Genomic DNA, 22,240 nt, shown 5'->3' with positions numbered 1-22,240 from the left:
GGGACGCCGTTCGCGGTGTCCGGGGCCGCCTCGTGGTCGTAGAGTGGCGGAGTGCATGATCCTCTTCCCGCCACCGGACGGCAGTTCGAGATCAGCTCGGGGACCGCGAAGGCGGTCATCACCGAGTTCGGCGCCGTGCTGCGCGCCTTCACCGTCGACGGCGTTCCGCACACCGAGACCTTCGACGCCGACCGGCTCCCGCCGTCGGCCGCCGGTGGGGTGCTGGTGCCGTGGCCGAACCGGGTCGCCGACGGGCGCTGGGCGCTCGACGGCGAACCGCAGCAGCTGGCGCTGACCGAGCCCGACCGCAGCAACGCCATCCACGGACTGCTGCGGCACGCGCCGTGGGCGATCGTCGAGCACACCGACTCCGCCGTCGTGCTGCAGGCGACCGTCTCGCCGCGTCCCGGCTGGCCGGTGCCGCTGCTGACCTCCATCGGCTACGCCCTCGACGGCGACGGGCTCACCGTGACCCACACCGTGGAGAACCTGGGTGGGCGCGCGGTTCCCTTCGGCGTCGGAGTGCACCCGTACCCGCGCGCGGGCAACGTCGAGACCGACGAGTGCACGCTGCGGCTGGCCGCTTCCACGGTGCTGCCGGTGGACGCCGACCGGCTGCTGCCGGTCCGGCCGCCACGCGCGCTGGAGGGCGACGAGGTCGACTTCCGCACCGGTCGCCGTCTCGCCGGCGTCTGGCTCGACACCGCCTTCGGCGGCGCGGCTCCGGCTCCCGACGACCCGGCCGGTCTCGTGCGCCACTCGCTGACCGGCCCCGACGGTCGCGGCGTCCAGCTGTGGGCCGATCCGGTCTTCAAGTGGGTCCAGGTCTACACGGCCGAGGACTTCCCCGAACGAGGTCGCGCCATCGCCATCGAACCGATGACGTGCCCGCCCGACGCCCTCAACTCCGGCACCGACCTCATCACCCTCCAACCGGGCGAGGCCTGGACGGCCCACTGGGGCCTCAAACCACTCTGACCTGCGAAGATTTACCTCGGGCGCGGCGGGGAGGCGCTGCTTCAGGTGTGGGACTCAGGTGCGCCACCCGCACCGCTGAGCAAAAAGACCACAGGAACTCTCACCTCGTGAGGTGGCGGGCTAGGACGACGCGCTGGATCTGGTTGGTGCCCTCGAAGATCTGCAGGACCTTGGCCTCGCGCATGTAGCGCTCGGCGGGGAAGTCGCGGGTGTAGCCGGCGCCGCCGAGGACCTGGACCGCGTCGGTGGTGACCTTCATGGCGGCGTCGGTGGCCACCAGCTTCGCCACCGACGCCTGCTCGCCGAAGGGCAGTCCCGCGTCGCGGCGGCGGGCGCCGTCGAGGTACATCGCGCGGGCCGAGTGGACGGCGGCGGACATGTCGGCCAGCAGGAACTCGATGCCCTGGAACTCGATGATCGGGTGCCCGAACTGCTTGCGCTGCTGCGCGTAGTCGACCGCGAGGTCCAGCGCGGCCTGGGCCAGGCCCACCGCGCACGCGGCGATGCCCAGGCGTCCGGAGTCGAGCGCGCACAGCGCGATCTTGAGCCCGTCGCCTTCCTCGCCGATCAGCCGCTCGGCCGGGACGCGGGCGTCCTCGAAGTACAGCGGGGTCGTGGGTGACCCGGTGAGTCCCATCTTGTGCTCGGGCGGTCCCGCCGTCAGGCCCGAGGTGGTGGAGTCCACCAGCAGGCAGCTGATGCCTCGCGCGCCTTCCCCGGTGCGCGCCATCAGCGTGTAGAAGTCCGCTTCGCTGCCGTGGGTGATCCACGCCTTCTGCCCGTTGATGGCGTACTCGTCGCCGGTCCGCTCGGCGCGGGTGCTCAGCGCGGCGGCGTCGGAGCCGGCGTGCGGTTCGGACAGCGCGTAGGCGCCCAGCGTCGAGCCGCCGATCATCTCCGGGAGCCACCGCTCGCGCTGCTCGGCGGTGCCGAAGTGGGCGAGCGGGAAGCAGCTCATGGTGTGCACCGACAGGCTCACGCCGACCGTCATCCAGGCGCTGCTGATCTCCTCCAGGACCTGCAGGTACACCTCGTACGGCTGAGAACCGCCGCCGTGCTCCTCGGGGTAGGGCAGGCCCAGCAGCCCGGCGTTGCCGAGCAGGTGGAAGGCGTCGCGCGGGAACTTCCCGGCGGCTTCGTCCTCGGCCGCGCGGCCGGCGAGCTCGTCGCGTGCGATCTCGCGGGTCAACGCGAGCAGATCTGCGGCTTCCTGCGTCGGAAGCAGGCGGTCAACGGTCATGGCGCGCTCCCGCGGTCCAGTGTGAGTACCGGGCTGTCGTACTGCAATCAGTACTGTAGGCGGTACTCCAGTACTGTGAAAAGCTCTGCGCCGGGGATTCAGAATCCTGTGGCAGGCTTCTCCCGATGAGCACCTCCCGAGCCGAGCGGGCGCTGAACCCCAGACGAGCCGAACTCCTGGGCCGGCTTCGCGATCTGTTCCTGGCCGAGGGGTTCGCCCACTTCACCCTCGACGACCTGGCCGCCAGGCTGCACTGCTCGAAATCGACCCTCTACACGCTGGCCGGGAGCAAGGAGCAGCTCGCGGTCCGCGTCGTGGCGCACTACTTCAAGAGCGCCACCGAGGACATCGAGCGCCGCGCCGAGGTCGCCGACGACCCGCGGGAGAAGGTGCGTGCCTACCTCGACGCCGCCGCCGAAGCGCTGCGACCGGCGTCGCGCGAGTTCATCACCGACATGGGAGCCAACCTCGCGACCCGTGCCACCTACGAGGCCAACGCGGGTGCCGCCGCCGACCGGTTGCGCGGGTTCATCGCCGAAGGCGTGCGGCAAGGCGTGTTCCGCGAGGTCCACGCTGGCTTCGTCGGCGAGATGGTGGGCCGCACCATCGCCGGCATCCAGCGCGGCGAGATCGGCGAGCGCACCGGGTTGTCCGACGCCGCCGCGTTCGCCGCGCTGTCGCAGTTCCTGCTGGGCGGACTGGCCCAGGAGAAGTCCCCTTCGGACACAGTGGAGGAAAATTGATCGTCATCGGCGGTGAGGCCCTGGTCGACCTCGTGCCGGATTCGTCCACCCCGGACGGAGAGCTCGGCCCGCTGCACCCGCTGCTCGGAGGTGGGCCCTACAACGTGGCCATCGCGCTGGGCAGGCTCGGCGTGCCCGCCGCGTTCTACGCGAAGCTGTCCACCGACCAGTTCGGCGACCGCATGCTGCAACGGCTCACCGAGTCCGAAGTGGACACCTCCCTGGTCCAGCGCGGTCCGGAGCCCACGACGCTGGCCGTGGTCGGGCTGGAGGCCAACGGCTCGGCCCGCTACAGCTTCCACACCGAAGGCACCGCCGCGCGTTTCGTCACCGACCAGCCGCTCCCGGAGGGCACGACCGCGTTGTGCCTGGGCACGCTGGGCATGGTGCTCGAACCCGGCGCCACCGCGTACGAGAAGGTGCTGTTCCGCGAGGCCGAGCGGGGCGTGTTCATCGCGCTCGACCCCAACATCCGCGCCGACCTCATCGCCGACGCGGACGCCTACCGGGCGCGCTTCTCCTCCTGGCTGCCCTCGGTCGGGCTGCTCAAGGTCTCCGACGACGACGCGGAGTGGCTCGCCCCGGGGCGCGACGTGGTCGAAGCGGCCCGCGAGTGGCAGGCGCGCGGCCCGGCGGCGGTGGTGCTGACCAGGGGCGCCGACGGGCTCACCGTGGTCACCGCCGACGGCGAGGTCACGGTCCCCGGCCGGAAGGTCGACGTCGCCGACACCATCGGCGCCGGTGACACCGTGCAGGCGGCGCTGCTGGCGTGGCTCCACCGCAACGGCGCGCTGTCGCCCGAGAAGGTCCGCGCGCTGGACGCGTGGCAGTGGGAGCAGGCCCTGTCGTTCGCCGCCGCCGCGGCGGCCATCACCGTTTCGCGTCCCGGAGCCGAACCGCCGTGGTCCGCGGAGCTGGATGCGTGATCGGAATCCATCCGGTGGTGTCCGAACACGCCCCGTGAGCTCAGCGTCCTGACTGCGGAAGAACGAATCCGGATTAGACCGTTCGGATTTCACTCGTGGTCACGATGGTGGTGTCAGACGGTGGCGGAGCGTCGACATCGGCGCTCCGCCTACCGGTAAGTGTGATGTGATCGTGGTCCCACCTGCAAAAAAGAGGAAACGCGATTGCTGCGCGGGGACCCTCCGGCGGTCTAGCGTGACTACTGACAGGACCCCAACGGGGTGGTGCTGCGACGGTTCGGACACCCCGACCGGAGCGCGGGCGACATCGAGCCCTGCCGCTTGGCTGGGCAATCGCGGTCGTCATCACGCACCCCTTGACGAGCGCGAGAGGTTCCCGAATGCCCGACGACGTGACCGCCAAACGTACCGTCGCGCTGCGCTATGACGCCGGCGAGCACGAAATGCAGGTGACGCAACCTACCGAGGGTGCGCCTGGCGTCGATCTCGGCAAGTTGCTGGCCCAGACCGGTTTGGTGACGTTGGATCCGGGCTTCGTCAACACCGCAGCCTGCAACTCCGACATCACCTACATCGACGGCGACGCCGGAATCCTCCGGTACCGCGGCTACCCCATCGAGGAGCTCGCGGCGAAGTCGAACTTCATCGAGGTCAGCTACCTGCTGATCTACGGTGAGCTGCCGACCCAGCAGGAGTACGACGAGTTCTCCGAGCGCATCCGCCGCCACACCCTGCTGCACGAAGACCTCAAGCAGTTCTTCGACGGCTTCCCCCGCGACGCGCACCCGATGCCGGTGCTGTCCTCCGCGGTTTCGGCGCTGTCGACCTTCTACCAGGACAGCCTCAACCCGTTCGACAAGGACCAGGTCGAGCTGTCCACGGTCCGCCTGCTGGCGAAGCTGCCCACGATCGCGGCTTACGCCTACAAGAAGTCGGTCGGCCAGCCGTTCCTGTACCCGGACAACTCGCTGGGCCTGGTGGAGAACTTCCTCCGGATGACCTTCGGCTTCCCCGCCGAGCCCTACGAGGTCGACCCGACCCTGGCCCGCGCGCTGGACCTGCTGTTCATCCTGCACGCCGACCACGAGCAGAACTGCTCCACCTCGACGGTCCGGATGGTCGGCTCGTCCGAGGCGAACATGTTCGCCAGCGTCTCGGCCGGCATCAACGCCCTGTTCGGCCCGCTGCACGGCGGCGCGAACAGCGCGGTGCTGGAGATGCTGGAAGGCATCAAGAACAACGGCGGCGACGTCGACGCGTTCGTCGAGCGGGTCAAGAACAAGGAGCCCGGCGTTCGCCTGATGGGCTTCGGCCACCGGGTCTACAAGAACTACGACCCGCGCGCGGCGATCATCAAGAAGACCGCCGACGAGGTGCTGTCCAAGCTGGGTGCCAACGACCCGCTGCTGGACATCGCGCTGCGGCTGGAGGAGCGGGCGCTGTCCGACGACTACTTCGTCTCGCGCAAGCTCTACCCGAACGTGGACTTCTACACCGGCCTGATCTACAAGGCGATGGGCTTCCCGACGAAGTTCTTCACCGTGCTGTTCGCGCTCGGCCGCCTTCCCGGCTGGATCGCGCACTGGCGCGAGATGATCGAGGACCCGGCCCGCAAGATCAGCCGTCCGCGTCAGGTCTACACCGGTGCCGCCGAGCGTCCGTACAAGCCGATGGACCAGCGCTGATCTGAATCGTTACCTGAATCAAGTCTGAGGCCGAGGCCTCCGACCGCGCAATGGGCCCCGGAGAGCCCGGCCACCAAGGCCGGCCCCGGGGCCTTTCTGCACCTCGCCCCGCCCCCGAAACCCGGATTACCGCCGTATTCGGGTCGCGGATTACGGCAGTAATCGGGACGAGCCCCACACCGGCGGCCGGGATGTCGACCGCACCCGTGGTCGGGACCCGGATTACTGCCGTATTCGGACCACGGATTACTGCGGTAATCGGGTCTGGAGCGGGACTGCGCCGGTGGTGGACCCGGATTACTGCCGTATTCGGGTGACGGATTGCTGCGGTAATCGGGGTCCGGTGCGGGGTCAGGGTTCGATTCCTGCCAGGGCTCTGGTGACCAGGTTCTCGACCTGGGGGAGGGCTGCGGTGCGGTGGGTGGGGTCGAGGCCCAGGCGGGAGCGGCGGTCGAGGACGTCGTCGGCGTCGAGGGCGCCTTCGTGGCGGACCGCCCAGAGGACTTCGGCCGCCGTGAGGTGGAGGCCTTCCGCGACCGGTTCGGCGAGGTCCTGGTCGAACTCGGTCAGGGCCGCGACGCGGGCGGCTTCGGTGCCGTACTTGGCGACGAGGGTGGCGGGAGCCTCGATGTCGGTGAGGTGACGCCGAGGGGCCGCGCCGACCAGCGCGATCTCGGTGGTCCGCGAAGGCCCCGCCGACAGACCGCGAGACCCGACCGCCGCGTCCACGGCGTCGGCGGCCATCTTCCGGTAGGTCGTGAGCTTGCCGCCGATGACCGTGATGATCCCTTCCTCCGACGTGAGCACCGCGTGGTGGCGGGAGAGGTCGGCGGAGTCCTTGCCGTCCTGCTGGAACAGCGGCTGGAGTCCGGCGAACGACCCGAGGACGTGGTCGCGGGTCAGCGGCGCTCCCAGGACGTCGCGGACCCCGGCCAGCAGGAAGTCCACATCGGACTCCGGGACCTCCGGGACCGTGGAGATGGGGCCGGGCGCCGGTTCGTCGGTCAGGCCGAGGATCGCGCGGCCGTCGGGCAGCGGGATCAGCAGCAGGAACCGTCCCGGCTCACCTGGCGCGGGCACGACGACGGCGGTTCCGGCGACCCCGGCCGCGTCGGCGTCGACCACCAGGTGCGATCCGCGCGACGGGCTCAGCCGGACCTCCGGCACGAGGTCGCCGGCCCACACGCCCGCGGCGTTGACCACCGATCGCGCGCGGATCCGCAGCGACTCGCCGCTGCGCGCGTCCACCAGGTCGGCGCCATCGCCGTCGAGGGACGTCACCGCGCAGCGGGTGAGGACGCGCGCGCCGAACCCGGCCGCCGTGCGCGCCAGGGCCACCACCAGCCGCGCGTCGTCGACCAGCTGCCCGTCGAAGCTCAGCAGGCCGCCGCGCAGCCCGGCCGGGCGAAGGCCGGGAACGAGCGCGAGGGCTTCGGCTGAAGGGATCCTCTTGGGCGAGGGCAGGACGTCGGAGGGCGTCCGCGCGGCCCGCCGGAGCGCGTCACCGGCCCGCAGACCCGCGTGCAGGACGACCTCCTGGCGTCGCGACACCCCTTCGTGCAGGGGGATGAGCTGCGGCAGCGGGCGGACCAGGTGCGGGGCCGTGCGGGTCATGAGCACGTGGCGCTCGGCCGCGCTCTCCCGCGCCAGCGCGATGTCCCCGTGCGCGAGGTGGCGCAGACCTCCGTGCACGAGCTTGCTGGACCAGCGGGAGGTGCCCCACGCGAGGTCCTCGGCCTCCACCAGCGCCACCGACAGTCCCCTGGCCGCTGCGTCGAGGGCGACCCCGGTGCCGGTGACGCCGCCGCCGACGACGAGCAGGTCGACTTCCTGCTCCGCCGCCGCGTGCAGGTCGGTGCGCAGCCGGGCGGAGTTCAGCGAGGTGGCGCGCAGCGAACCGGCGGGCAGCGGCGTGGTGATCATGAAGGGCTCCTTGGCTGGAGAGCGCCGTCGAGGAGGTGGGCGAGTTCGTCGGTCAGCGAGTCGAGTCCGACGTCCTCGGTCGCCGGACCTGCGGAGATGACGAACGACTGGGTCAGCAGCAGCAGTGAGCGGGCCTGCACCGCCACGTCGCCGGGGCGGATCGATCCGTCGGCGTGCCCGGCGGCCAGATACTCGCGAATGAACCGGTCGGCCGCCAGCTGGGTGCTGCCCAGTCGCTCGACCAGGTAGGGCAGCAGCAGTTCGGCGTCGGTTTCCAGGACTCGTTGCAGCAGGGGAGCTTCGTGCAGCAGTCTGATGCCGCGCACCATGACGCGCACGAGGCGCTCTCGTGCGTGGCCGCTCACCGCCGCTCGACGTGCCTGGTCGAGGACTTCACCGAACTCGACCGTGACGAGGGACGTGACCATGCTGCCCACATCGGGGAAGCGGCGGTAGAGGGTCATCCGGCTGACGCCCGCGGTGCGGGCGACCTCGGTCAGCGTGGTTCGTCGGACGCCTGAGGCCAGGACGCACTTGCGCGCCGCGCTGAGCAGGTCGGCGTCGGCGACCCGGTTGGCCGCCTGCCGCTTGCCGGTGCGGGCGTGGTGCGGATCAGCTCGCTCGACGCTGTGACAATCCGACTCCATGTGTCACACTTTAACCGTGAACGGCGAGATCGAACACACCCTTCGCGGCAGCTGGACCCCGTCAGGGGCCGCGTCCGCGCCACTGTCCCCGGCCGCGCTGCGCTGGTTGCGGCACCGCATCGGACTCACCGAGACCACCACGCCGGCGGTCCCGTCGTCGCTCCTCGACGTACCCGGGAGCTCCCTCGCCGACACCCCGCGCGCCGAACTGGAAGCGCTGCTCGGCGAGCGGCACGTGCTCGTCGACGCCGCTGCGCGGCTCGGACGCGCGGGCGGCATGTCCTACAGCGACCTGGTGCGCAGGCGCGACGGCGCCGAACTGGCCGTCCCGGACGCCGTGCTGCTGCCCTCGGACCCGGAGCTGGTGCAGGGCGTGCTGGAGATCTGCGCCCGCCACGACATCGCGGTGGTCCCCTTCGGCGGCGGAACCTCCGTCGTGGGCGGCGTCGACGCGCTGCGCGGCGGGAAGAACGCCGTCGTCGCCCTCGACCTCGTGCGGCTGGATCGGCTGATCTCGCTCGACCCGGACTCGCGGATCGCCGTGCTGCAGGCCGGGATGCGCGCGACCGAGGCCGAATCGCTGCTGGCCGCGCACGGGTTCACGCTCGGGCACTTCCCGCAGTCCTTCGAGCGGGCCACCATCGGCGGGTTCGCCGCGACCCGCTCAGCAGGCCAGGCCTCCTCCGGCTACGGGCGCTTCGAGGACATGGTCGAGGGCGTGCGGCTGGCGACGCCGGCCGGTGAGTGGAAGCTCGGCGTCGCCCCGGCGTCGGCCGCGGGACCCGATCTGCGCCAGCTCGCCATCGGCAGCGAGGGGATCCTCGGCGTCATCACCGAGGTCGCCGTCCGCGTGCGGCCCGCGCCGAGGCGCAGCCGCTACGAGGCCTTCGTGGTGGACGGTTGGCAGGCCGGGACCGACGCCGTGCGCGCGCTCGCGCAGGAACGGGTGCTCGCCGACGTCACCAGGCTGTCGGACCCGGCCGAGACCGAGGTGCAGCTCGCGCTGTCCGGGCAGCTCAAGGCGCGTGCGCTCGGGAACCTCCTGCGCGCCAAGGGCGTCCGCAATCCGTGCCTGCTGGTGCTCGGCTGGGACGCCGGTACCCGCACCGAGCTCAAGCAGCGCCGGGCGGCTGCGGTGCGCGCGCTGCGCGACGTCCGGACCGTGCGGTTGGGCCGTGCAGCAGGGGAGTCGTGGAAGTCGCACCGGTTCTCCGGGCCTCGGCAGCGGGACGCCCTGCTCGACCGGGGCGTGTGCGTCGAGACCTTGGAGACCGCGACGAGCTGGAGCGGGCTGAGCGAGCTGCGCTCCGCGGTCCGCACGGCCCTGGTGCGCAACCTGCAGACCGGCAGCAAACCGCCCATCGTGATGTGCCACGTCTCGCACGCCTACGAGACCGGCGCCTCGCTGTACTTCACGGTGCTGGCCCCGCGCGATTCCGAGCACGCCCTCGCCCAGTGGCAGCGCGCGAAGGAAGCGGCCTGCGACGCCATCGCCGGTCGCGGCACGATCAGCCACCACCACGCGGTCGGCGTCGATCATCGTCCGTGGCTGGGCGCGGAGATCGGCGACATCGGCACGGCGGTCCTGACCGCGGCCAAGCGGGCGGTGGACCCGACGGGAATCCTCAACCCGGGCAAGCTCCTCCGCGACTAGCGGAGATGGGGCTGTAGCGGAAGCCGAGACCCTTGTAGACCTTCAGCGCCGGTTCGTTGTCGGCGTCGGCCATCAGCGTCACCGCGCCGAGCGCGGCGAGCTCCCTGGTCACGAACGTGCAGACCTGCGTGGACAAGCCCCGGCCCCGGTGCGCGGGGTGGGTGGCGACGCCGGAGACGTAGCGCAGTCCCGGTGCCGGCCAGGAGTCCCCGGCGATCGAGATCGGGGTGCCGTCGGTGTCGCGGATCCCGGCCCACCGCACGGCTCCCGGGTCGTCGGGGAACAGGTACGAGCCGGGGCTGGCCTCGCGCAGCAGCGCGTCGATCGCCGGAACGTCGGCTCCGGTCAGCCACTCGACGTCGGGGGTGGGGCGCTGCGGCGCAGTGGTGTCCAGGTGCAGCCACCCGAACGTCGCCAGGACCTCGTGGCCCAACCGCTCGGAGACCCGGGAGGCCAGCGGAGCCGCTGCCAGCAACCGCACCTTCGGTCCGGTCAGACCGGGCAGGACCTCCCGCAGCAGCGCGACGACGTCGTCCTCGTCACCGGCGTGGACCACCCGGTCGGCGCGGTTGAGCCGAGGCGCGAACACGACCACCGCGTTCCGCGACCGCCACGCCGCCCCGCGCTCGTGCGGGTACTCCGGTTCCAACGCCTGGGCCGCCCACCGCACCATCAGGTCGGACGTGACCTCCGCGACCTCGGCCGCAGTCCTCAGCTCCTGCACACGCCCAGCGTAGGGATTCCAATTTCGCGCGAAATTCGAACGCGAAAGTTCCGACTCGAATTTCGCGCGAAATTCGAACGGCCTCCGTGCCGGGGTGGCTCAGGACTTCTTGCGGCGGGAGAGGAAGCCGGTGGGCAGGCGGGGTTTGGTGATGGCGTCGCGGAGGTCCTCGAATGCCTCGTGAACGGCCAGGCGCGACTCCGACGGCGACGCGTCGGGAGCCTTCCGGTCAGCGGCCGGCATGCCCGAGGAACGCAGCCAGCGCTCGTCCCAGACGACCTGCATCGCGGCCGTCCAGCGCTGCTTGACCTCGGCGACCAGCTCGTCGCGGACCTTCTCCGACTCCTCCGTGCGCTGCTTGCCCGCGGCGACCTTCTCGCCGAGCTTCTCGGCGCTGTCGCGCTCGTGCTTGCGCATCTGCTTGCCCGCGGCCGTGGCCAGGGCGGTCAGCTCGCGGTAGCGCTCGGCCGCGGTCTCAGTCACCGGCTTCCTCCCGGACGTTGGCGTCGGACTCCGTCGAACGCTGGGCGGGCACCGGCGGCGCCCCGCCGAGGTCGAACGGCAGGACCACTTCGGGGCGCGAGTGCACCGAGCGGTCGAAGAACAGGCCGCGGCGCGAGCGCGGCGACCAGTTCACCGGCTGGCCCGCGGCGAACGCGCTGAGCTCCTGGCCGTGCACGTCGAAGGCGACCCACGCGCCGATGTCGTCCACAGGCCCCATGCCGAGGGTGTTCTTCACCCGCTGCACGCTGCGCCACCAGCCGATCACGTGCACCCGGGATTCCGGGCCCTGCTTGAGGATCTTGCGCAGGGAGTCCAGCGCGCACGCGCGGGTCACCGGATCCTTGCGCTCCAGCGTCGTCTGCGCGGCGTCGACGGCGTAGAGCACCACGCAGTGCCGGACCGGCGACGCGCCCGCGTCGATGTCCTGGGCGATGCCGTCGAGCGTCGCCGAGATGTCGTCCAGGCCCACCACGTCGACCTCGTGGCCGCGCCCGCGGAGCTCCTCGGCCACGGCACGCGCGTCGTCGTCGACGTCGTCGAGCAGGGCACCGATGGTGAACCGGATCTTGCCCGGTTCGTGCTGGCGGGACAGCGAGAGCGCCGCCGCGCCGAGCGCGCTGGTGGTGTCCTCGCGGACCGAGCCGATCACCGCGATGTTGCGTCCCGGCGAGCGCGACAGCCGCACCGCCGCGGCCGTCCCCTCGACGTCGATGACCTGACCGAGCAGCGCGCGCGGCGTGCTCACCGGCGCGGTCAGCCTCCGGAAGTCCTCCAGCGCCGACAGCTTCGGCAGGTTGGAACCGTCGAACAGGCGCGGCGGGTGCGAACCGGCCGCGCGCCGCTGCCAGAGCCGCTGTTGCAGCTCGTGGAACGTGTCGCGGGCGGTGGCGTCGGGGATGCGGGCGATCTCGTTGCCGTGCTTGACGCCCGACTCGTGGTTGACCACCGCGTGCCACCGCGGCAGCTCCATCGCGGCCTGGTTGTGCTCGGTGAGCACGCGCCGCGCCTTGGGCAGCGCGATGCGCAGGATGAACTGCTCGAAGATCGCCGGCTTGCCCCAGAACGCCTCGATACCGGAGACGTCCTGGCTGGCCAGCACCAGGTGGATCCCCTGCGAGCGGCCGCGCCGCGCAACGTCTTCCAGCAGCTTGGTGGCCTGCGCGGTCACCGGGTCGCGGTCGGCGAACAGGTACTGGAACTCGTCGATCACCGCCACGATCCGCGGCCACCGGCCCTCGGGGTCCTCGGCCCGCAGCTCTTCGAGCTTGGTGACCTCGTGCTCCTTGGCCTTGTCGGCGCGGCGGCGCATCTCGTCGGCCAGGAACCGCAGCAGCGCCAACCCGAACTCCCGGTCGGTGTTGACGTTGACGCCCACCAGCTTGGAGTGCGGCAGCCAGCTCGGATCGCGCTTGCCCGGCGTGAACTGGGCGAACGACACGCCTTCCTTGAAGTCCAGCAGGTACAGCTCCAGCTCGTCCGGCGAGTACCGGGCGGCCATCGCGCCGAGCATGCTGTAGAGGAAGTTCGTCTTGCCCGAGCCGCTGGGCCCGCCGATCAGCGTGTGCGGACTGGCGTCGCCGAGCCGCATCCACACCTCTTCGCCCTCGTCGAACCCGACGGGAGCCTGCAGCTCGGAACGCGAGTGGCACTGCCACAGCTCGTCGGGCAGCAGGTCGTCGAAGTTGCGGACCCGCGCGCGGCGGGACTCGAACTCGGCCGCGATCGCCGCGCACGCCTTCGACGCCTTGCCGCGCGTGGGCGGATCGTCGAGCGCCACCACGGCTTCCGGCCCGGTCATGCTGGTGCGGGCCCGGTTCTCGCCGATCAGCGTGATCGACTCTATGGAGCTGTTGACGGTCAGCGGGAGGTCGACGGTGATCAGCTGGATCCCGCAGGCCAGGCCGTTGCGGGCGATGCGCTGGAGCTGCTGCTGCTGTTCCTCGCGCAGCGGCTGGCCGTTGCCGAACAGCACCGCGATCCGCCACGGTTCGCCGCGCCTGCCGTGGGCGGCGGCCAGCGCGCGCAGCGTGGTGTGCTCGCCGAGCAGCGCGCCGGAGTGGATGCGCTTGATGTGGTCGGAGAGCACGTCGAGCATGTCGCCGAGCCGCGTCGGGTCGTGGGCGGTGAGCAGTCCGGCGCTGCTGAGCGGGTGCAGGTCCGGCAGCGTTCCGGTCAACCGCGCGACGTCCCAGCTGTGGATGCGCACCTGGCCGGGTTCGAAGTGGCTGACGATGCGCAGCAGCAGGTTCTGCACCAGGGTTTCGGCGGTTTCGGGCACCTCGTCGGTGGTGATGCGCAGGTGCGCGAAGTCCAGCGCCGGGACCACCGCGGGGAACGACGGCGACAGCGGGGAGCCGGGGACGGTCGCGGTGCCGATGCGCCACAGCTCGGGCGGGTGCGCGACGTCACCGCCGCCGAACCTGCCGAGCCAGGCGTCGAACGGGTCCGACGCGCTGCCGGGCGAGTTCGCGGCGACCAGCTTCTCCAGCGACGGCGGGCCCTGCTCGGTCCAGTCCTGGAAGATCTCGTCGCGGTCGGCGAGCGCCCTGGCGAGCGCGGCCTGGAAGTGCGGGTCGGCCGGATCGGCGATCTTCTCCGGTTCGCGTTCGGCCTCGGCCGCGCCGAGCTGGGCGATGCGCAGCGCGTACTCCTGCTCGGCGCAGGTGTCGAGCACTTCCTGGTGCGCGTTCTCGGCGGCGCCGAGGGCGGCGGAGATGCTGCGGCGCAGGTGCTCGAATGCCGATTCGATGCGACTTCGCCGGTCACTGCGTTTCACAACACGCCACCTCGGAGACCGAGTTACGGAACGTGATCAAGGTACCACCTCGAAATAAGCCCCGCCTAACCCATGCGCAGGCACGAATACCGCGCAGTGGGACGGTGTTCCGCGCTCCGCCGACCGTCCTACAAACGGGTGGCGAAGTCGCGGATCGTGTTCAGGACGAGGTCGATCAGGCGCTGGGCGCGCTCGACCTGGTCATGCGTTCGGGGGAGCCCCGGTGGGAGGACGGTCTCAGGGTGCTCCGGGTCGAGCCGGACCAGCGCCTGACGCGCTTCGTCGAGCTTGCCCTGGCAGGTCCCCAGGTGCGCCCCGGCCTCTTCGAGCTGGCGCTCGATGCCCTGCAGGACCTGCTGGAGTTCGTCGAGCGAGGACACCGCTACAGCCGCCCGGCGTAGCTCTCAGTGGACGAGATCGTCGCCGACAGCGTGCCCTGCGCGCCGCCGATCGTCTGCAGGACTTCGGCGAGCATGCCGTAGGCGTGCTGCATCTCGTCCTGCGCGGTGCCCTGGATGGCGCCGGAGAGCGCGGCTTGCGCCTCTTCGAGGACGAGCGCCGTCTGCTGGAGGGCTGCGACGCCTTCCTGCATCTTCTGGTTGGCCAGCGAAATGCCTGCGCGAACTTCTTCGACGCCTGCCATGTGGATTGCGGTCCTCTCCCAGGGCGGTACGACTCTGCAAGGACTCACAAGGTAGTGCCCGAGCGAGATCAGCGCGCGGCCGGGCCGCCCCTTGTTGATCACTGTTCGGTCTTAGCCGGCAGGCATGTTGGAGTCAGTTGTCTACTGTGGATTCTTGATGATCCGGGGCGTCCTCGGGCTCCGCCGACCACGCCTCGATGAGCAGGCGTTCGCCGGCCGGGACGAGTTCGCCGACCAGCTCGGGGTCATCCACCACCGACCAGGCCGTCGGTGGCGCGCAGGCGACGCGGTGGCGGGCGTAGCCCGGCCCCAGCTCCCGGAGGAAGTTGCGCACCACGCGCGAGAGGGCCGCCACGTGCCAGCCCGTCTCCCCGGTGCCGCGGCTCATGGTCAGCGACCAGCAGCCGGGCTCCTCGTCGGAGCAGTCCCCGACTGTCACGATCCGTCCGCCGACCCGTCTGGCCAGGTCGTCGCAGGCGACTCGGGCGGAGGCTTCGTCCTGCGCGCCGACGACCACCGTGATGAGCAGTTCGAGCTCGCTGTGTGCGTCCATCGCGGAAGATTCTTCCGCATCCGCACCCGAGTTCGAACGTCCGAGGCAGTAACCCGGAATTTCGACGCGACTAACAGCTAGGTGTGTGTGGCGAACAGAGCCGTGGCTCGTGTGTCGGTGGGTGGTGTCATCGTGCTGGGTGTGAAGATCGCGGTGCAGGTGAAGCTGGTTCCGACGCCGGAACAGGCCTCGGCGCTGGAGGCGACCTTGCGCGCGGTCAACCAGGCCGCGAACGAGGTTTCGCGGGCAGGTTTTGACGCTCACGGCTTGAAGGGCTCGGTCAAGCAGCTTCGGTCTCTGCGCTATGCGGATCTCAAAGAACGTGGCCTGGGTGCTCAAGCCGCGCAGCACGTGATCAAGCGGGTCGCCGACGCGTACTCCACCCTGCGCGGCGCCATCCGCAACGGCCGTCTTGGTAGGTCGGGTTCGAAGCGGCGTGTGAAGGCGGAGTCGAAACCGGTCGAGTTCCGGCTGGATGCGGCGCACACCTTCGATGATTGGTGCCTGTCGTGGAACTACGACCGGCGCACAGTCTCGATTTGGACCATGCGCGGCCGGATGAAGAACATCACGTTCGCCGCTTCACCGCACGATCTGAAGACTTTGGGTGAGCATCGTCGGGGTGAGGCGGATCTGGTGTTCCGGGATGGCAAGTGGTTCTTGATCGCCACCTGTCCACACCCCCGTAGTGGGCAGCGTTGCGAGGTGTAGGCCGCGTCCACCTCGATCACCGGCACCCCCACACGCCGCACCGAGCGGGCCAACCGGGATTTTTTTCTTGTCGTCGGTGCGGTCTCGCTGGACCAGCTGACGTCGTCGCCGGGGTCAACGTGCGCGACCGCGCGCGCTCGGCGTGGGTATTCGTAAACATGCCCCAACCCACCTAGTGGTGGGCGATGCGACCCGTCTCACCGCAGCCAGCTGTGAGACGAGAGCGCAAGCAAAGCCTGAAAGGTCCGAACCGTCTCAAAAGCCGGTCACACAGGGCTGAGTTGTTTACGAGTTGATATCGCTCTCGTCGGGGTCGGCGAGGCCGTAGTAGGCGTAGAGGTTGCGGCCCTCGGTGTCGGTGAGACGTCCGCCCTCGGCCTCGACGCTCGGGGCGTTGCGGACCCGGGCTCGGGAGACCGGGATCTCCAGCCGGTTCTCGGCCTTGATCGCGCCGTCGAGCGGCACGAAGGTCTCCCTGACCCCGAGCATGCCGAGCCGCACCGTGACCCATTCGGGCTGGTTGGTGTGGTCGTCGACGTAGACGTTGCCGACCCTGCCGACGCGGTTGCCGTCGCTGTCGAAAACCGGTGTCCCGATCAAGTCCTGCGCACGCTCGACGTTCATGGCAGCCCCCCGCTCCGTCGGATTTCAAGCTGCCCGGAAGAGCGGACGCCTGCAACCGCGCAAGCGACACGCCTCACTCGATCAGGTAATGATCGTCAGTATTATCAGCCGATCTAAGAATTCAGTGCTCGGCCGATGAAGTTGCGGACATCCGTCATGACCTCGGATTTGTTGGTCTCGTTGAACAGCTCGTGGCGCCCGCCCGGGTAGATGTGCTCGTGGAACTCGTGGCCCCGGATGCGGTCGATGCCCGTCCGGGTGTCGGCCTCCGGCACCAGCTCGTCGTCCTCGCCGTGCACCCACAAGGTCGGGATCTCCAACGCCGGGCCCTCGTTGATCGCCAGCAGGCAGTCGTCGATCGCGCGCAGCGTGGGCCGCTTGAACGGGCCGTGCCAGACCAGCTCGTCGCCCAGGTACGCCGCGCCCACCTCCGGGTCGCGGGACAACGTCGCCGGGTCGATCGGGGTGTCCGGGATCTCGTCGTGCTCCAGCAGGTCGAGCACGTGCCAGGTGCCCAGCACCGGACCGGACAGCACCACGGCGGCCAGGTTGCTCTGGTGCTCCTGGGCGTAGCGCGCGGCGAGCATCCCGCCCATCGAATGCCCGATCAGCACCACCGGCAGGTCCGGGTGCTGCGCGGTCACCTCGCGGCGCAGCACCTCCAGGTCGGCGACCAGGACCTCGGCGTCGTCGAAGTGGACGCGATCGCCCGGCGAGCGGCCGTGGCCGATGTGGTCCGGTGCCCAGACCACCGCGCGTGCGTGGACCAACTGCTCCGCGACCCACTGGTAGCGGCCGGAGTGCTCGCCGTAGCCGTGCGCGATCAGCGCGATCCAGCCCGGGTTGTCCGCCGACCACTCCCGCACTGCCAGGGTTCCCAGGCTCCCCGCTACCTCGCGGTCCGTTGACTCGATCATGTCGCCACCCCAGCACACCGGCGCTGTTCCGGCCACCACCTCCGGTGTGATCGACGCGTCTCCTCCCTGAAGCCTGTTTCGTGGTTGCTTTGCGTAGCGGTGCGGGTAGCAGGACCTGAGCGGTTCCGTGGACTCCGTGCGCCGCTCCTGATGTATTCCGCTTACCCAGAGGGTGGACATCGGCGTCCCGGCGTACTCGCCACGAAACCGCTGACGAACCTGCGGCGGTGCGAGCTGAGTCCCACACCTGAAACTGGGCTCCGCCTCTTCCTCCGCGGCTAGTGGTAGGCGGTTTCTTCGATGGCGCCGGCTCCGCAGACGACGTCGCCGGTCCACTCGACCGGAAGCGGATCGGTCTCGTCCGGCGGGATGACCTGCAGGCCGACCGGGGTGGGCTGGCACGGGTCGCCTTCGTCGCCGTGCGGGACGGCGCTCCAGTGCAGCGTCGCCGCGGCCGACTGGCCGGGGGAGAGCCCGATGAGCGCGGGTCCCGGGTTGGCCGTGCGGGCGACGTTCGTGGGAAGCGGGTTCCCGGCGGCATCGACCAGCTGCATCCCGCCGTAGCCGTAGATCGTGCAGAACCGGTCGCTGGTGTTGGTCAGCGACACGTCCGCGTAGCGCTGGCCCGCCCCGGCCTCGACCGGCGACATGCTGCCGGTCAGCTGCGAGGTGTGGCAGCGCGGATCGCGCGGCTGGTCCGGTGCGTCCTGCGCGTGAGCGGGCAGGCCCGCGCCCGCCAGCGCCCCAGCGGCCAGAAGTCCGGCGGACGTCCGCAGAATGCGTGCTCCGATGTGCCGGTTCACGGCCATCACCCCCGTTCCCGCCGCCCCAGCGGGTTGGTTCGGTCATTGCTCTGCTGTTGGAAAGACGCCCTCCGGCGGAAATGGTTGCCCGCGCCGGAAAAACGGCGGTGCTTCGCGGGACCGCCTCCACTGTGCATCTGGTGAAGAAAACTCGCGACTAGGATCAGTGGCTCACTGGAACAGGTGAGTGGAAATACGCACCGATTGCATTGCGTGCTGATCTGGTGGGGCTTTCGGGCGGCGATCTTAACCCGAATGGCGGAGCTGGCGGTTTGTTGGACTTCGATAGTTTGAGCAGCGGCAGAGGCCAGAACTTCAGGGGGTAAAAACATGGCCGAACGCATTCCCGGTATCGACGTAGCGCGATACCAAGGGGAGCCGAACTGGGGAGCGGTGCGCGGCGCCGGATACGTCTTCACCTACATCAAGGCGACCGAGGGCATCGGATACGTCAGCCCCACGCTCGACGCCCAGCTCAACGGGGCGCGCGGGGCCGGCATGGTCACCGGGCTCTACCACTTCGCGCGACCGGACACCAACACGCCGCAGCAGGAGGCCGCCGACTTCGCCGCGCAGCTGGCGCGGACGAACTCCGCAGGCCCCGGCAACCTCCCGCCGTGCCTGGACATGGAGACCGAGGCGCCCAACCTCGGCGGCTGGATCAAGGGCTTCATCGACGCCCTCCGCGCCCACACCGGGCGCAACGAGATCGTCGTCTACGCCTCCAGCTCCTGGTTCCAGGACAAGATCGCCCCGGAGACCTGGGTGGATCCGGGCGTGTTCCTGTGGGTCGCGCACTACGGGCGCAACCCCGGCGAGCCCGGTTACATGACCGATCGCGTCGTGATCCACCAGCACGCCTCCGACGGGCAGGTGCCCGGCATCGGCGGCGACACCGACCTCAACGTCTCGCTGGTGCCGCTGGAGGTGCTCACCGGAGCCGGAGCTCCGCCGCCACCGCCGCCGCCCGTACCGCCGCAGGAGACCTACGTGGTGCAGCCCGGCGACACCCTGTCCGACATCGGAGCCAAGCTCGGCGTCGACTGGCGGGAGATCGCGCGGGTCAACGGAATCTCCGACCCCGACCTCATCTACGTCGGTCAGGTCCTCAGGATTCCGCGCTAGAGCGACGTTCTCGTGATGGCCCGGGTGGTTCCGCCGCCCGGGCCATCACGATGCGCAAGTGGCCGAATCGAGAGCGAACGCGAAAACAGGTGCCGGGAGTCACTTTCCGTCCGGCGCACATTTCCTTTGGGAAAAGGTTCGCCCGGAACAACCGGTTCCCGGTTCTCCCTCGATCAACACGGGTTACCGTTTTCGTGAACATCACCCGAGGTGGAGGTGAACGCGATGGCGGACGTCGCTGCGCTGGTCCGGGCTCACTGGACCCGCGGTGCACCCGGCCGAGACGCGCCGGGCGAACTGGTCACGGCGTTGTACCGCTGGTGGGTCGTCGCGATGGTGCTCAAGATCCTCGGCGCCACGTGGGACATCTCCTGGCACTTCCGGTGGCTGCGGGACGACCTGGCGCCGCCGCACCTGCTCAACACCGTCGGCACGGTGATGGTGATCGGGCTGGTGGTCATCCACAGCTACACCGGCATCGGCGTCGACAGGGCCACGCTGCGCTGGATGCAGTGGGGGCTGGGGGTCTTCCTCGTCGCCGCGCCGCTGGACGTGATCAACCACCGGGTCAACGGGCTGGACATCACCGCGTGGAGCCCGTCGCACGCCCTGCTCTACCTGGGAACCGGGCTGATGAGCGTCGGCCTGCTGGTGGGTTGGAACCGCCACGGCCGCGCCGACCGGTACTTCTACCCGGTCACCTGCTTCCTGTGGTTCACCGTGCTGGACAACTTCATGTTCCTCAACCAGCACCAGGAGTACGGCGTGCTCGGGCTGGCCGCGTGGGAGCGGGGCACGCCCTACGCCGAGGACAGCCTGCTGCAGTTCGCCGCCGATCAGCTGCACCGGCCGCTGGACTACATCGCGGTGGAGAACTTCACGCTGCCCACGCCCGACTGGCTGTACCCGAGCTGGGCGGTGCTGACCGGGCTGGGCACGCTGCTGCTCGCGCGGATCCTCGTCGGACGTCGCTGGACGGCCACCACGATCATCGTCGGCTACCTCGTCTTCCGCTGCGTGGCGTGGGCGCTGCTGGCCGCGGCCGGGTTCCCGATCTCCACCGTGCCGTTCTTCCTGCTGGCCGGGGCGCTGGCCATCGACCTGTCCTGCCAGCTGATGACGCGGATGCGGCCGCTGGTCGGCGCGGCCGCGGTGACGGCCGCGGCCTACGCGGCGCTGTGGTTGCAGCACGCCTACATCGCCGCGCCGCCGTCGGACTTCGCCTCCGCGCTGTACGTGGTGGTGCCGCTGGCCGGGCTGTGGGGCCTGTTCGAGCACCTGGGCTCCGGAGGGGTGCGCCGCATCGAGCAGCACCTGGCCGCGGTGCGCGACTGGCGCGTCCGCGGCTGAATCACACGATGACCGGGGCGCGGGAGAGGACGACGCCGAGTCCGTAGGCCACGCCCATGACGGCGACCTCGAAGGTCACCCAGGTCAGCAGGGCGGTCCGCTCGTGGCGCGCGATGCGCGGCACGAGCCGGAACCGCATCTGGGCGCCGACCACGGCCAGCAGGACCAGGCACAGCGCCTTGCCCAGGAGGATCTGGCCGTACTGGGTGGTGACGAGGCCGGTCAGGCCGGCGTTCGGCGTGATGACCAGCTCCATCAGGCCGTTGAACAGGCCCGAAGCGCCGACCACGAGCAGCGCGATCCCGGCGAGCTTGGAGAAGCGGGGCAGCGCTTCGGCGAGCAGTCCGCGCTGCGGTGCGACGAACAGCGCCACCGCGGCCAGGCCGCCGACCCACATGGCCGCGCCGACCACGTGCAGCTCCATCGAGATCATGCTGAAGTCGTGGTATTGCCAGTCGGTGGCGTGGCCGGTCAGCGGCATCGGCAGCAGCCCGAGCAGCGCGACGATGGTGCGCAGCTCAGTGGGCACAGACTCGCCGAAGCGCACCGCGAGCAGGCCGATGACCGCGCACAGCAGTCCACCGCCCGCGCTGGCCAATAGGCCGGGGCCTGCAGGCACGTCGTTGACGTAGGTGATCACCAGCGAGGTGGTGGCCGGAGCTCCCGGACTGGCTTCCATGGCCTGCAGGACCAGTGAGAACAGTGCGCTGAGCATCCACACCAGCGCGGTGATCACGGCGATCGGGCGGGCCTTGGCGAGCACGGGTTCGGTGCGCGCGGGCTGGTCGAAGCCGAGCAGCTTGGGCAGCATCGAGAGCCCGACGGTGGCCAGCGCCGCCAGGTCCAGCAGCGCCCGCATCACGGGGATGCCGAAGCGGACCAGGGGAGGCAGCGCGGGCAGTCCGGGGATGGTGCCGACGTCGGTGTAGGCCGTGGCGGCCAGCGCTGTCAGCAGCGCGGCGCCCAGCAGAGCCACGACGACCAGCGCTTTGGCGTTGCGCGGGCGCTTCTGCTCGGTCTGCTCGCTCCCGGACACCGCTTCGTGAACAGCCACGTTCCGCATGATCTCACTCGAAGGTGGTTCGGCGAGCACGAGTCGCTTCAGATCACGCCTCGTGACGGAATTGTTCCTGAGCGCGAGGGCGGGTGGACGACGTGATGTTCTCCCCATGTCGTTTGGGTCACCGTTTACCGCCGCATATGTTGATCTTCATTTTCGCCGATGTTCCTGCTCCAAAGGCCTGTTCGGCGGAATGATTCCAATCCGATCCATTTGTCCGGCGCCTGTTGCGGGCGCCTCGGGTGCCGTTGAGCGATGTGTTGCTGACAAAGTCCTCAGCGTTGTTGTTCTAGAGTCAGCGGCGTGATTCCGGAGGCGAGCGCACTTGTGCACCTGAAGTGCGCTACTCCCGTGCGCGATTCGCCGGGCCGTCGAGGAGTGTTCACCGGATCGGTTCCCGCGAATTCCACTCGACGTCGGACTGGTGGCGGACAATTCGTGGTCTGCTGTGACGCCGGGGCACCGGCACTCCGGGATCACCCTGGGTTCACCCGGGGTAGGCCCGGGAACCCTCCGGGTAGCTCTGAAGCACGTCCCCGCAGCCAGGCAGCGGGAGCTCGGTACGACGGTGGTTCGCGGCCGGCCATCGTCGCTGGAATGCGAGCGAGGATCGCCTCAGGGAAATTGGGGGTCCGGCCCCGGATGTGCGCCGGG

At 70.0% G+C, this 22,240-nt stretch carries 21 protein-coding genes; 7 read left to right on the top strand and 14 right to left on the bottom strand.

Annotation, left to right across the window (positions count from 1 at the left end; translation table 11 throughout):
* The first annotated feature begins 51 nt into the window (after positions 1-51).
* A complete protein-coding gene (locus KBO27_RS18710; protein WP_210971199.1) occupies positions 52-978 on the top strand; it encodes an aldose 1-epimerase family protein in 927 nt (308 codons plus the stop codon).
* Between the two features lie 100 nt (positions 979-1,078).
* Here KBO27_RS18710 and KBO27_RS18705 read toward each other — a convergent pair whose 3' ends face one another.
* Positions 1,079-2,218 (bottom strand): acyl-CoA dehydrogenase family protein, encoded by a 1,140-nt coding sequence (locus KBO27_RS18705; protein WP_210971198.1) that lies wholly within the window; start codon positions 2,216-2,218, stop codon positions 1,079-1,081.
* A gap of 125 nt (positions 2,219-2,343) precedes the next feature.
* On the opposite strand from KBO27_RS18705, the gene KBO27_RS18700 reads away from it, so the two are divergent.
* From KBO27_RS18700 to KBO27_RS18690, 3 genes are all read left to right on the top strand, one after another.
* A complete protein-coding gene (locus tag KBO27_RS18700) occupies positions 2,344-2,961 on the top strand; it encodes a TetR/AcrR family transcriptional regulator (protein WP_210971197.1) in 618 nt (205 codons plus the stop codon).
* Positions 2,958-3,887 carry a carbohydrate kinase family protein gene (locus tag KBO27_RS18695; RefSeq protein ID WP_210971196.1) on the top strand — a complete coding sequence of 310 codons (930 nt, stop codon included), beginning with the start codon at positions 2,958-2,960 and terminating at the stop codon, positions 3,885-3,887. Before KBO27_RS18700 ends, KBO27_RS18695 begins: the two co-directional genes overlap by 4 nt.
* Before the next feature lie 380 nt (positions 3,888-4,267).
* On the top strand, positions 4,268-5,572 hold the full coding sequence (locus KBO27_RS18690; protein WP_132677841.1) for a citrate synthase: 1,305 nt from the start codon (positions 4,268-4,270) through the stop codon (positions 5,570-5,572).
* A 351-nt stretch (positions 5,573-5,923) separates the two neighbouring features.
* Here the strand turns inward: KBO27_RS18690 and KBO27_RS18685 are convergent, their stop codons facing one another.
* Together KBO27_RS18685 and KBO27_RS18680 are read right to left on the bottom strand one after the other, a co-directional pair.
* Positions 5,924-7,495, bottom strand: coding sequence for a glycerol-3-phosphate dehydrogenase/oxidase (locus KBO27_RS18685; protein WP_210971195.1), 1,572 nt, complete (start codon positions 7,493-7,495; stop codon positions 5,924-5,926).
* Positions 7,492-8,142 carry a TetR/AcrR family transcriptional regulator gene (locus KBO27_RS18680; protein ID WP_210971194.1) on the bottom strand — a complete coding sequence of 217 codons (651 nt, stop codon included), beginning with the start codon at positions 8,140-8,142 and terminating at the stop codon, positions 7,492-7,494. The genes KBO27_RS18685 and KBO27_RS18680 overlap by 4 nt, the downstream gene beginning before the upstream one ends.
* Here KBO27_RS18680 and KBO27_RS18675 point away from each other — a divergent pair.
* Positions 8,141-9,796 carry an FAD-binding oxidoreductase gene (locus KBO27_RS18675; protein ID WP_246537517.1) on the top strand — a complete coding sequence of 552 codons (1,656 nt, stop codon included), beginning with the start codon at positions 8,141-8,143 and terminating at the stop codon, positions 9,794-9,796. The genes KBO27_RS18680 and KBO27_RS18675 overlap by 2 nt on opposite strands.
* On the opposite strand, the gene KBO27_RS18670 is transcribed toward KBO27_RS18675, so the two are convergent.
* From KBO27_RS18670 to KBO27_RS18625, 10 genes are all read right to left on the bottom strand, one after another.
* The gene (locus KBO27_RS18670) at positions 9,768-10,520 is read right to left on the bottom strand and encodes a GNAT family N-acetyltransferase (protein WP_210971192.1); all 753 of its coding nucleotides are present in this window, start codon (positions 10,518-10,520) and stop codon (positions 9,768-9,770) included. The genes KBO27_RS18675 and KBO27_RS18670 overlap by 29 nt on opposite strands.
* A gap of 99 nt (positions 10,521-10,619) precedes the next feature.
* A complete protein-coding gene (locus KBO27_RS18665; protein WP_210971191.1) occupies positions 10,620-11,003 on the bottom strand; it encodes a hypothetical protein in 384 nt (127 codons plus the stop codon).
* Positions 10,996-13,800, bottom strand: a complete 2,805-nt coding sequence (locus KBO27_RS18660; protein ID WP_210971190.1) for an FtsK/SpoIIIE domain-containing protein — start codon at positions 13,798-13,800, stop codon at positions 10,996-10,998. Before KBO27_RS18660 ends, KBO27_RS18665 begins: the two co-directional genes overlap by 8 nt.
* A 128-nt stretch (positions 13,801-13,928) precedes the next feature.
* Positions 13,929-14,180, bottom strand: a complete 252-nt coding sequence (locus KBO27_RS18655) for a hypothetical protein (RefSeq protein ID WP_132677830.1) — start codon at positions 14,178-14,180, stop codon at positions 13,929-13,931.
* 2 nt (positions 14,181-14,182) lie between these two features.
* Entirely contained in the window at positions 14,183-14,443 is a 261-nt protein-coding gene (locus KBO27_RS18650) for a hypothetical protein (RefSeq protein WP_132619308.1), read from the bottom strand.
* A gap of 133 nt (positions 14,444-14,576) precedes the next feature.
* Positions 14,577-14,996, bottom strand: coding sequence for a hypothetical protein (locus KBO27_RS18645; protein WP_210971189.1), 420 nt, complete (start codon positions 14,994-14,996; stop codon positions 14,577-14,579).
* A gap of 515 nt (positions 14,997-15,511) precedes the next feature.
* On the bottom strand, positions 15,512-15,718 hold the full coding sequence (locus KBO27_RS34910) for a hypothetical protein (RefSeq protein ID WP_443706186.1): 207 nt from the start codon (positions 15,716-15,718) through the stop codon (positions 15,512-15,514).
* A 274-nt stretch (positions 15,719-15,992) separates the two neighbouring features.
* Positions 15,993-16,331, bottom strand: coding sequence for a PRC-barrel domain-containing protein (locus KBO27_RS18635; protein WP_210971187.1), 339 nt, complete (start codon positions 16,329-16,331; stop codon positions 15,993-15,995).
* A gap of 113 nt (positions 16,332-16,444) precedes the next feature.
* Entirely contained in the window at positions 16,445-17,248 is an 804-nt protein-coding gene (locus KBO27_RS18630) for an alpha/beta hydrolase (protein WP_210971186.1), read from the bottom strand.
* Between the two features lie 278 nt (positions 17,249-17,526).
* The gene (locus KBO27_RS18625; protein WP_307870479.1) at positions 17,527-18,051 is read right to left on the bottom strand and encodes a DUF4232 domain-containing protein; all 525 of its coding nucleotides are present in this window, start codon (positions 18,049-18,051) and stop codon (positions 17,527-17,529) included.
* A 330-nt stretch (positions 18,052-18,381) separates the two neighbouring features.
* Here KBO27_RS18625 and KBO27_RS18620 point away from each other — a divergent pair, with 330 nt between their 5' ends.
* Both KBO27_RS18620 and KBO27_RS18615 read left to right on the top strand, forming a co-directional pair.
* The gene (locus KBO27_RS18620; RefSeq protein ID WP_210971184.1) at positions 18,382-19,176 is read left to right on the top strand and encodes a GH25 family lysozyme; all 795 of its coding nucleotides are present in this window, start codon (positions 18,382-18,384) and stop codon (positions 19,174-19,176) included.
* Between the two features lie 225 nt (positions 19,177-19,401).
* Positions 19,402-20,526, top strand: a complete 1,125-nt coding sequence (locus KBO27_RS18615; RefSeq protein WP_210971183.1) for a hypothetical protein — start codon at positions 19,402-19,404, stop codon at positions 20,524-20,526.
* 1 nt (position 20,527) lies between these two features.
* Here the strand turns inward: KBO27_RS18615 and KBO27_RS18610 are convergent, their stop codons facing one another.
* Entirely contained in the window at positions 20,528-21,580 is a 1,053-nt protein-coding gene (locus tag KBO27_RS18610; protein ID WP_307870478.1) for a CopD family protein, read from the bottom strand.
* Positions 21,581-22,240 lie beyond the last annotated feature (660 nt).

Origin of the sequence: Saccharopolyspora endophytica (assembly GCF_018070075.1) — a bacterium.
In the GTDB taxonomy this organism is placed as follows: Bacteria; Actinomycetota; Actinomycetes; order Mycobacteriales; family Pseudonocardiaceae; genus Saccharopolyspora; species Saccharopolyspora endophytica.
The sequence above is the reverse complement of the archived record's forward strand: the minus strand, read 5'-3'. Positions and strand labels throughout refer to the sequence as shown.